This is a genomic window from Mesorhizobium neociceri, from assembly GCF_013520985.1.
Classification (GTDB): domain Bacteria; phylum Pseudomonadota; class Alphaproteobacteria; order Rhizobiales; family Rhizobiaceae; genus Mesorhizobium; species Mesorhizobium neociceri.
In genome coordinates, this window is the sequence record NZ_JACDTY010000031.1 from 46,396 (window position 1) to 55,915 (window position 9,520).

At 61.8% G+C, this 9,520-nt stretch carries 20 protein-coding genes; all 20 read right to left on the bottom strand.

Going from position 1 to position 9,520, the window contains the following annotated elements; translation table 11 throughout:
• Position 1 precedes the first annotated feature (1 nt).
• Entirely contained in the window at positions 2-565 is a 564-nt protein-coding gene (rpsE, locus tag H0241_RS33005; RefSeq protein ID WP_006333394.1) for a 30S ribosomal protein S5, read from the bottom strand.
• A 132-nt stretch (positions 566-697) separates the two neighbouring features.
• Positions 698-1,057 (bottom strand): 50S ribosomal protein L18, encoded by a 360-nt coding sequence (gene rplR / locus H0241_RS33010; protein ID WP_181061939.1) that lies wholly within the window; start codon positions 1,055-1,057, stop codon positions 698-700.
• Positions 1,058-1,144: 87 nt separating this feature from the next.
• Positions 1,145-1,678, bottom strand: a complete 534-nt coding sequence (gene rplF / locus H0241_RS33015; protein ID WP_023682603.1) for a 50S ribosomal protein L6 — start codon at positions 1,676-1,678, stop codon at positions 1,145-1,147.
• Positions 1,679-1,766: 88 nt separating this feature from the next.
• Positions 1,767-2,165, bottom strand: a complete 399-nt coding sequence (rpsH, locus tag H0241_RS33020; protein ID WP_006205453.1) for a 30S ribosomal protein S8 — start codon at positions 2,163-2,165, stop codon at positions 1,767-1,769.
• Positions 2,166-2,177: 12 nt separating this feature from the next.
• The gene (rpsN, locus tag H0241_RS33025; RefSeq protein ID WP_010909282.1) at positions 2,178-2,483 is read right to left on the bottom strand and encodes a 30S ribosomal protein S14; all 306 of its coding nucleotides are present in this window, start codon (positions 2,481-2,483) and stop codon (positions 2,178-2,180) included.
• 27 nt (positions 2,484-2,510) lie between these two features.
• Positions 2,511-3,089 carry a 50S ribosomal protein L5 gene (gene rplE / locus H0241_RS33030; protein ID WP_181061940.1) on the bottom strand — a complete coding sequence of 193 codons (579 nt, stop codon included), beginning with the start codon at positions 3,087-3,089 and terminating at the stop codon, positions 2,511-2,513.
• Complete coding sequence (gene rplX, locus H0241_RS33035) at positions 3,082-3,396, bottom strand: 50S ribosomal protein L24 (protein ID WP_013531428.1); 315 nt, start codon at positions 3,394-3,396, stop codon at positions 3,082-3,084. Before rplX ends, rplE begins: the two co-directional genes overlap by 8 nt.
• 12 nt (positions 3,397-3,408) lie before the next feature.
• A complete protein-coding gene (gene rplN / locus H0241_RS33040) occupies positions 3,409-3,777 on the bottom strand; it encodes a 50S ribosomal protein L14 (protein ID WP_006205457.1) in 369 nt (122 codons plus the stop codon).
• A gap of 72 nt (positions 3,778-3,849) precedes the next feature.
• The gene (rpsQ, locus tag H0241_RS33045) at positions 3,850-4,089 is read right to left on the bottom strand and encodes a 30S ribosomal protein S17 (RefSeq protein ID WP_010909280.1); all 240 of its coding nucleotides are present in this window, start codon (positions 4,087-4,089) and stop codon (positions 3,850-3,852) included.
• Between the two features lie 11 nt (positions 4,090-4,100).
• Positions 4,101-4,301: a 50S ribosomal protein L29 gene (rpmC, locus tag H0241_RS33050; RefSeq protein ID WP_006205459.1), complete on the bottom strand. Its 201-nt coding sequence runs from the start codon at positions 4,299-4,301 to the stop codon at positions 4,101-4,103.
• A 13-nt stretch (positions 4,302-4,314) separates the two neighbouring features.
• On the bottom strand, positions 4,315-4,728 hold the full coding sequence (gene rplP / locus H0241_RS33055) for a 50S ribosomal protein L16 (RefSeq protein ID WP_006205460.1): 414 nt from the start codon (positions 4,726-4,728) through the stop codon (positions 4,315-4,317).
• A gap of 26 nt (positions 4,729-4,754) precedes the next feature.
• Entirely contained in the window at positions 4,755-5,480 is a 726-nt protein-coding gene (rpsC, locus tag H0241_RS33060; RefSeq protein ID WP_023672753.1) for a 30S ribosomal protein S3, read from the bottom strand.
• Positions 5,480-5,869, bottom strand: a complete 390-nt coding sequence (gene rplV / locus H0241_RS33065; RefSeq protein WP_006205462.1) for a 50S ribosomal protein L22 — start codon at positions 5,867-5,869, stop codon at positions 5,480-5,482. Before rplV ends, rpsC begins: the two co-directional genes overlap by 1 nt.
• Positions 5,870-5,871: 2 nt before the next feature.
• Positions 5,872-6,150, bottom strand: coding sequence for a 30S ribosomal protein S19 (rpsS, locus tag H0241_RS33070; RefSeq protein WP_006205463.1), 279 nt, complete (start codon positions 6,148-6,150; stop codon positions 5,872-5,874).
• Positions 6,151-6,166: 16 nt separating this feature from the next.
• Positions 6,167-7,000: a 50S ribosomal protein L2 gene (gene rplB, locus H0241_RS33075; protein ID WP_023706515.1), complete on the bottom strand. Its 834-nt coding sequence runs from the start codon at positions 6,998-7,000 to the stop codon at positions 6,167-6,169.
• A 22-nt stretch (positions 7,001-7,022) separates the two neighbouring features.
• Complete coding sequence (locus H0241_RS33080; protein ID WP_181061941.1) at positions 7,023-7,316, bottom strand: 50S ribosomal protein L23; 294 nt, start codon at positions 7,314-7,316, stop codon at positions 7,023-7,025.
• Positions 7,313-7,933, bottom strand: a complete 621-nt coding sequence (gene rplD / locus H0241_RS33085; RefSeq protein WP_023672750.1) for a 50S ribosomal protein L4 — start codon at positions 7,931-7,933, stop codon at positions 7,313-7,315. The genes H0241_RS33080 and rplD overlap by 4 nt, the downstream gene beginning before the upstream one ends.
• Complete coding sequence (gene rplC, locus H0241_RS33090; protein WP_112395064.1) at positions 7,933-8,646, bottom strand: 50S ribosomal protein L3; 714 nt, start codon at positions 8,644-8,646, stop codon at positions 7,933-7,935. Before rplC ends, rplD begins: the two co-directional genes overlap by 1 nt.
• Positions 8,647-8,707: 61 nt before the next feature.
• Positions 8,708-9,016, bottom strand: a complete 309-nt coding sequence (rpsJ, locus tag H0241_RS33095) for a 30S ribosomal protein S10 (RefSeq protein ID WP_010909272.1) — start codon at positions 9,014-9,016, stop codon at positions 8,708-8,710.
• A 67-nt stretch (positions 9,017-9,083) separates the two neighbouring features.
• On the bottom strand, positions 9,084-9,520 hold a 437-nt coding region (locus tag H0241_RS33100; protein ID WP_328824954.1), incomplete at its 5' end, for an EF-Tu C-terminal domain-related protein.

Here is a 9,520-nt window from a genome sequence, read left to right on the forward strand (position 1 = left end):
ACTATTCTTCAGCCGCAACGGCGGTGCCGCGGCGGGCCTGAAGGGTCGAATACTTGATGCCGCGCGCAGCAGCCACATCCTTGGGATGCATCTGGCTCTTCAGCGCGTCGAACGTGGCGCGGACCATGTTGTAGGGGTTCGACGAACCCATCGACTTGGCGACCACGTCATGCATGCCGAGCGTCTCGAAGACAGCGCGCATCGGGCCGCCGGCGATGATGCCGGTACCCTGCTTGGCGGCGCGCAGCAGCACGCGTCCAGCACCCCAGCGTCCTTCGACGTCGTGGTGCAGCGTACGGCCCGAGCGCAGCGGCACGAAGATCATGTCGCGCTTGGCCGATTCGGTTGCCTTGCGGATGGCTTCCGGCACTTCGCGCGCCTTGCCGTGACCGAAGCCAACGCGGCCCTTCTGGTCGCCGACGACGACGAGTGCTGCAAAACCGAAGCGACGGCCGCCCTTGACGACCTTGGCGACGCGGTTGATGTGGACCAGCTTGTCCACCATGCCGTCATCGCGCTCTTCACGATCGCGGCCGCGGCCGCCATCCCTACGTTCCTGTGCCATATCCTGTTCCTTGTTTTTTTCCGGAAGCACGGTTGCTGATAAGATCCGGTGCCTCTGTGGGTCACCGGGGGCGAATTATTTTCCTTTGCATGATCTTGTCCGAAAAGTCTGCAACTTTTCGGGATCAAGCAATTAGAAGCTCAGACCACCTTCACGGGCAGCCTCAGCCAGCGCCTTGACGCGGCCGTGATAGATGTACGGGCCGCGATCGAACACGACTTCCTTGACACCGGCCTTCGAGGCGCGCTCGGCGATCAGCTTGCCGATGGCGGCAGCAGCCGCGGTGTCGGCGCCGGTCTTGAGCGAACCCTTGAGGTCCTTCTCAAGCGTCGAGGCGGCGGCGATGGTGTGGCCCTTGGCGTCGTCGATGACCTGCACGTAGATGTTCTTCGACGTGCGGTGAACCGACAAACGCGGACGCTCGCCGGCGACCTTCTTGATCTGGCGGCGAACGCGCTGCGAACGGCGCTGCGTGGCTTCCTTGGTACCCATGATGGTCTTCCTTGCCTTCAAAAAACGGGGGCCGCCATATGCGGTAGGCGAAAGCGCCTCCCGCGACCGCTCCCCGCGGCGTTAAACTTACTTCTTCTTGCCTTCCTTGCGGACGATCTTCTCGCCGGCATAGCGGACACCCTTGCCCTTGTAGGGCTCGGGACCGCGATACTCGCGGATCTCGGCGGCAACCTGGCCGACCTGCTGCTTGTCGATGCCGGTCACGGTGATTTCCGTCGGCTTCGGCACAGTGATCGTGATGCCAGCCGGCGTCTCGTAGACGACGTCATGGCTGAAGCCAAGTGCCAGCTGCAGGTTCTTACCCTGAAGTGCGGCGCGATAGCCGACGCCGGTGATCTCGAGCTTCTTCTCGAAACCGTCCTTGACGCCCTGCAGGATGTTGACGATCTGCGTGCGCGACATGCCCCACTTGGAGCGGGCGGTCTTGGTCTGGTCGCGCGGCTGGACAGCGATCTCGCTGCCTTCCATCTTAACCAGCACTTCGTCGTTCACCACGAACTTCAGCTCGCCCTTGGGGCCCTTCGCCGTCACGGTCTGGCCGTTGACGGTCGCGGTCACGCCCTGCGGCAGCGAAACGGGTTTCTTACCAATACGAGACATTTTTTGTCCTCGTCACTTCTCTTGTTTCAGGTCTCTGTCTTCGGGAACGATCCGAAGACCGGATTCCACTTTGCGGTCAGCTGCCAGATCAGAAGATCTGGCAGAGGATCTCGCCACCGACATTCTGTTCGCGTGCTTCGTGGTCGGCCATCACGCCCTTCGGCGTCGAAAGGATGGCGATGCCGAGGCCGTTGGCGACGTGCGGGATCGACTTGGCCGAGACGTAAACGCGGCGGCCCGGCTTCGAGACGCGGGCGATTTCGCGCACGACCGGAGCCCCGTCGAAATACTTCAGCTCGATTTCGATCTCGGACTTGCCGTTGTCGAAGTCGGTCTGGCTGTAGTCGCGGATATAGCCTTCAGCCTTCAGCACGTCGAGGACGCGGGTACGCAGACGCGAGGCCGGCGTCGAAACGCTCGACTTCTTGCGGCCATACGCGTTGCGGATGCGGGTCAGCATATCGCCGAGAGGATCGCTCAATGACATGTTATGTCCTCCTTACCAGCTCGACTTGACCAGGCCCGGGATCTGGCCGTTATTGCCGAGATCACGGAGCGCGATGCGCGATACTTTGAGCTTGCGATAATAGGCGCGCGGACGGCCGGTAACTTCGCAGCGGTTGCGGATGCGGATTTTGGCCGAGTTGCGCGGCAGGGCAGCAAGCTTCAGCTGAGCGCGGAAACGCTCTTCCATCGGCTTGGACTGGTCCATGATGATCGCCTTCAGGGCAGCGCGCTTGGGACCGTACTGGTCGGCAAGCTTGCGGCGCCTGTTGTTCTTCTCGACTGAGCTGGTCTTTGCCATTTCAGATTTTTCCTTTTCTCGCTGCCGTTACTGGCGGAAGGGGAAGTTGAAGGCCTTGAGCAATGCCCTGGCTTCGTCGTCCGTCTTCGCAGTCGTACAAACGATGACGTCCATGCCCCAGATCTGATCAACCTTGTCGTAGTTGATCTCCGGGAACACGATGTGTTCCTTGATGCCCATGGCGTAGTTGCCACGGCCATCGAAGCTCTTCGGATTGAGTCCGCGGAAGTCGCGGACGCGCGGCAGTGCAATGTTCACGAGGCGGTCGAGGAACTCGTACATGCGTTCCTTGCGCAGCGTGACCTTGGCGCCGATCGGCATCTTCTCGCGGACCTTGAAGCCGGCGATCGAGTTGCGGGCGCGGGTGACGACGGCCTTCTGGCCGGCGATCATCGCCAGGTCTTCGGCCGCGATCGAAGGCTTCTTCGAGTCCGCGGTCGCTTCGCCGACGCCCATGTTCAGCACGATCTTGTCGATGCGCGGAACCTGCATCTCGTTGTCGTAGCCGAACTGCTCCTGCAACGCCTTGCGGATGGTCTCGTTGTAGACCTGCTTGAGACGCGGCGTGTTCTTGGCAGTCGCCTGCTTGGTTTGAGCCTTAGCCATTGATGACTTCTCCCGAGCGCTTGGCGACGCGCACCTTCTTGCCGTCCTTCTGGAAGATGAAGCCGACGCGGGTCGGCTTGCCATCCTTGGGGTCGGCCAGCGCGATGTTCGACAGCTGGATCGGCGCTTCCTTGGTGATGATCCCGCCCTCTTGGGACTGGGACTGCTTCTGGTGACGGCGGATCATGTTGACGCCGCGCACCAGCGCGGTGTCTTCCTTCGGCTGAACCGAGAGGACTTCGCCCGAACGGCCCTTGTCCTTGCCGGCCAGCACGACGACCTTGTCGCCTTTTCTAATCTTTTGCATTGGTCCGGCTCCTTACAGCACTTCAGGCGCGAGCGAGATGATCTTCATGTGGTTCTTGGCGCGGAGTTCGCGCGGAACCGGTCCGAAGATACGCGTGCCGATCGGCTCTTTCTTGTTGTCGACGAGAACGGCCGCGTTCTTGTCGAAACGGATCACGCTGCCGTCCGGGCGGCGGATGTCCTTGGCCGTGCGAACCACGACCGCCTTCATCACATCGCCCTTCTTAACGCGGCCGCGCGGAATGGCTTCCTTGATCGACACCACGATGATGTCGCCCACGGAAGCGTATTTCCGCTTCGAGCCGCCCAGCACCTTGATGCACATGACACGACGGGCGCCGGAATTATCCGCGACGTCGAGGTTTGTTTGCATCTGAATCATGACTGGCCGCCTTCTTCTCTTCTAACGGGACAGGCTCAAAGCCCCTCCCCGGTCTGTCCAAAATTCGGTTTGTTACGCCTGGTCCGAAGACACGACGATCCAGCGCTTGTCCTTGGAAATCGGCTTCGATTCCTGGATGAACACCTGATCGCCGACCTTGTGGGCGTTGTTCTCGTCGTGCGCCTTGTACTTCTTGGTCATGCGCACGGTCTTCTTCATCACGGGATGCGTGAAGCGCCGTTCGACCTTGACGACTACCGTCTTCTCGTTCTTGTCGCTGACGACAGTGCCCTGCAGAATGCGCTTTGGCATGGTTTTCGTCCTTAAGCCTTCTTGGCCGCGGACTTTTCCGCAGCGATGGTCTTGATACGCGCAATGTCCTTGCGGACCTGCCTCACGCGCGCGGTCTTCTCGAGCTGGCCGGTGGCCTTCTGGAAGCGCAGGTTGAACTGCTCCTTCTTCAGGCTGGCCAAATCGTCGGTCAGCTGGTCCTGGGTCTTGGTCCGGATGTCTTCGGCTTTCATGATCAGCCCGTCCTTATTCTGCGATGCGCTGTACGAAGCGCGTCCTGACCGAGAGCTTGGCCGCGCCGAGACGCAGCGCCTCACGGGCGGTTTCTTCGTTGACGCCGTCGATCTCGAACATGATGCGGCCCGGCTTGACGCGCGCCGCCCAGTAGTCGACAGCGCCCTTGCCCTTACCCATGCGCACTTCGGTCGGCTTCGACGTCACCGGCACGTCAGGGAAAATACGGATCCACACGCGGCCGGCACGCTTCATCTCACGAGTGATCGCACGGCGGGCCGCCTCGATCTCACGCGCGGTGACGCGGTTCGGCTCAAGCGCCTTCAGCCCGAAACCACCGAAATCCAGGTTGGTGCCGCCCTTTGCGGTACCATGGATACGGCCCTTGAACTGCTTGCGGAACTTTGTGCGCTTTGGCTGCAGCATCGTTCTAACTCCAAATTCCTAAATAATCAGGCGTTTTCGCGACGACGACCGCGTTCGCGATCACCACCACCGCCATGCGCAGCATCACCCTCGGTCGCGCGACGCTCCGAAGCCATCGGATCGTGCTCGAGGATTTCGCCCTTGAACACCCAGACCTTGACGCCGCAGATGCCGTAAGCCGTATGCGCTTCGGCCGTGCCGTAATCGACATCGGCGCGCAGCGTATGCAGCGGCACGCGGCCTTCGCGGTACCATTCCATGCGCGCAATCTCGGCGCCGCCGAGACGGCCGGCGCAGTTGATGCGGATGCCTTCGGCACCGAGGCGCATCGCCGACTGAACGGCGCGCTTCATGGCGCGGCGGAACGCGATACGGCGCTCGAGCTGCTGGGCGATCGACTGGGCGACCAGGGTCGCGTCGATTTCCGGCTTGCGCACTTCAACGATGTTGAGGTGCGTCTCGGACTTCGTCATCTCCATCAGCTTCTTGCGAAGCTTCTCGATGTCGGCGCCCTTCTTGCCGATGATCAGACCCGGGCGCGCGGCATGGATGGTGACGCGGCACTTCTTGTGCGGACGCTCGATCACGACCTTCGAGATCGCAGCCTGCTTGAGTTCCTTCTCAAGATACTTGCGGATCTTGATGTCCTCATGCAGCAGCTTGCCGTACTCGCCGGTGTTCGCGAACCAGCGCGAATCCCAGGTGCGGTTGATGCCGAGGCGCAGACCGATCGGATTGACTTTCTGGCCCATTATGCGGCCTCCCCTTTTTCTTCGACTTCACGAACGACGATCGTGAGGTGCGAGAACGGCTTTTCGATACGGCTGGCGCGACCGCGGCCACGAGCGTGGAAACGCTTCATGACGATCGACTTGCCGACATAGGCTTCCGCCACGATCAGCGCATCGACATCGAGGTCGTGGTTGTTTTCCGCGTTGGCGATCGCCGATTCCAGCGTCTTCTTGACCGTGCCGGAAATCCGCTTGGCCGAGAATTCGAGGTCGGAAAGCGCTGTCGCGACCTTCTTGCCGCGGATCAGCGCGGCAACCAGGTTCAGCTTCTGCGGGCTGATACGGATCGTGCGCAGAACGGCGCGCGCTTCGTTGTCAGCAAGCCTGCGCGGAGCTTTGGCCTTGCCCATGATTATTTCCTCTTCGCCTTCTTATCCGCGCCGTGACCGTAATAGGTCCGGGTCGGAGCGAATTCACCGAACTTGTGACCGACCATGTCCTCGTTCACCGAGACGGGAACATGCTTCTGGCCGTTGTAGACACCGAAGGTGAAGCCGACGAACTGCGGCAGGATGGTGGAGCGACGGCTCCACATCTTGATCACCTCATTGCGACCACCTTCACGAACCTTGTCCACCTTCTTGAGAAGGTAGCCGTCGATGAAGGGGCCTTTCCAAATAGAACGAGTCACTTGGCGTTACCTCTTCTTAGCTCTTGCGCTGATGGCGCGAGCGCAGGATGAACTTATCGGTCGCCTTGTTGGACCGCGTCTTCTTGCCCTTGGTCGGCTTGCCCCACGGGCTGACCGGATGACGGCCACCGGAGGTGCGGCCTTCACCACCGCCGTGCGGATGGTCGACCGGGTTCATGGTCACGCCGCGATTGTGCGGGCGCTTGCCGCGCCAGACCGTGCGGCCGGCCTTGCCGTCATTAATGTTGCCGTGGTCGGGATTCGACACGGCGCCGACGGTGGCCATGCAGGAGCCGTGCACGACACGCTGCTCGCCAGAGTTGAGGCGCAGGATCGCCATGCCCTGGTCGCGACCGACCAACTGGCCGTAGCCACCGGCCGAACGGGCAACCTGGGCGCCCTTGCCCGGCTTCAGCTCGATGTTGTGGACGATCGTGCCAACCGGCATCGAGGCCAGCGGCATCGCGTTGCCCGGCTTCACGTCGACCGATTCACCGGCCACGATCTTGTCGCCGGCGGCAAGACGCTGCGGGGCGATGATGTAGGACAGCTCGCCATCGTCGTACTTGATCAGCGCGATGAAGGCGGTGCGGTTCGGATCGTATTCAATGCGCTCGACCGTGCCGACGACGTCGAACTTGCGGCGCTTGAAGTCGATGATACGGTACGAACGCTTGTGACCGCCGCCGATGAAGCGGGCCGTGATGCGGCCGTGATTGTTGCGGCCGCCCGACTTGGTCAGGCCTTCGGTCAGGCCCTTGACGGGCTTGCCCTTGTAGAGGCCCGAGCGGTCGACGATGACCAGCTGACGGGTGCTCGGCGTTACCGGGTTGAATTTTTTAAGTGCCATTGTCCTGTCCTCGCGGCCTAGCTCAGAGACCCGTCGCGACGTCGATCGACTGGCCTTCGGCCAGCGTCACTACCGCCTTCTTGACGTCGCTCTGGCGGCCGATCGTGCCGCGGAAGCGCTTAATCTTGCCCTTGCGGACAAGCGTGTTCACGGCCGTAACCTTGACGCCAAACAGCGCTTCGACAGCGGCCTTGATTTCCGGCTTCGACGCCTTCTTGGCGACGTTGAAGACGACCTGGTTGTTCTCGGAAGCCATGGTCGACTTTTCGGTGATCGCCGGCGAGACGATCACGTCGTAATGACGAAGGTCGGTCATTTAAAGCGCTCCTCGAGAGCCTCGACGGCGGCCTTCGAAAGGACCAGCGTGCCGCGGCGAAGAATGTCGTAGACGTTGATGCCCTGGATGGGCAGCACGTCGATGTTCGGGATGTTGGTCGCCGCCAGCTTGAAGTTCTGGTCAAGCTCGGCACCGCCGATCACCAAAGCGTTGGTCAGGCCCAGCGTCGCGAAATTCGCGATCAGCGCCTTCGTCTTGGCCTCGGTCAGCTTCAGCTCGTCGATGATGATGATCGACGCGCTCTTGGCCTTGGCCGAGAGAGCATGCCTCAAGCCCAGAGCGCGCACCTTCTTCGGCAGATCGTGCTCGTGGCTGCGAACGACCGGGCCGTGGGCCTTGCCGCCGCCGCGGAACTGCGGAGCGCGTGCCGAATGGTGACGAGCGCGGCCCGTACCCTTCTGCTTGTACATCTTGGCGCCGGTACGCGCGATTTCGGCGCGGCCCTTGGCCTTGTGCGTGCCCTGCTGGCGCTTGGCCAGCTGCCAGCGCACGACGCGCTGCAGGATGTCCTCACGCGGATCAAGGCCGAAAATCTCCTCGGAGAGTTTCACCTTGCCGGCGTCCTTGCCGCCAAGCGTTGTGATCTTGAGATCCATTATTCTGCTCCCTCTGCGGCCGGAGCCTCGTTCTTGGCAACGGCGCGGATCGCGGCAGGCTTCGGCGCATTGGCCGGCAGTGCCACCTTGGCCGCATCGCGGACCAGGATCCAGGCGCCCTTCGATCCGGGAACCGCACCGCGGATCAGGATCAGGCCGCGATCGGCGTCGGTCGAAACGATCTCGACATTCTGTGTGGTGACGCGGGTGTCGCCCATGTGGCCAGCCATATGCTTGCCCTTGAACACCTTGCCCGGGTCCTGACGCTGGCCGGTCGAACCGTGCGTACGGTGCGAAACCGAGTTACCGTGCGTCGCGCGGCCACCACCCATGTGGTGGCGCTTGATGACGCCCTGGAAACCCTTGCCGATCGTCGTGCCCGTCACATCGACCTTCTGGCCGGCGACGAAGTGCTCGACGGTGATCTCGGCGCCGACATCGATCATGTTGTCGGCGGAGACACGAAACTCGGCAACTTTGGCCTTCGGCTCGACGGAAGCGGTCGCGAAATGGCCGCGCATCGCCTTCGACGTGTTCTTCACCTTGGCAAGGCCAACGCCGAGCTGGACGGCCGTGTAGCCGTTCTTCTCCTGCGTGCGCTGAGCCACGACCTGGCAGTTCTCCATCTGGAGAACGGTGACGGGAACATGTTCCCCGGCATCATTATAGATGCGGGTCATTCCCACCTTCTTTGCAATCACACCTGAACGCATCGGTTCAATTCCTTTAGAGTTCCGGGCCAGGGGCACCGCCCCTTACCGCGCTCTCATTCCCTTAGAGCTTGATCTCGACGTCGACACCGGCGGCCAGATCGAGCTTCATCAAAGCATCGACCGTCTGCGGGGTCGGATCGACGATGTCGAGCAGACGCTTGTGCGTGCGCATCTCGAACTGCTCGCGGCTCTTCTTGTCGACGTGAGGCGACCGGTTGACCGTGAATTTTTCGATCCGCGTCGGCAGCGGAATGGGGCCTCGGACGTTTGCTCCGGTGCGCTTGGCCGTCGACACGATTTCTTTCGTCGAGGCGTCGAGCACCCGGTGATCAAACGCCTTCAGGCGGATGCGGATATTCTGTCCGTTCATGCGTCACTTCCTTGTTCTGGCGCGGCGCGGGCAACTCCGCGCCCGCGACAGATCGGTTTAAGTCTAATTACTCTTTGATGGTGACGACGATGCCGGCACCGACGGTGCGGCCGCCTTCACGGATGGCGAAGCGCAGCTTCTCTTCCATGGCGATCGGCACGATCAGCTCGACATCGACCGTGATGTTGTCGCCGGGCATCACCATCTCGGTGCCTTCCGGCAGCGACACGATGCCGGTCACATCGGTCGTGCGGAAGTAGAACTGCGGACGGTAGTTGGTGAAGAACGGCGTGTGACGGCCACCTTCGTCCTTGGTCAGGATGTAGGCTTCGGCCACGAACTTCTTGTGCGGCTTCACCGTACCGGGCTTGGCCAGAACCTGGCCGCGCTCGACACCTTCACGGTCAACGCCGCGCAGCAGCGCGCCGATGTTGTCGCCAGCCTGGCCCTGATCGAGCAGCTTGCGGAACATTTCAACGCCCGTGCAGGTCGTCTTGGTCGTCG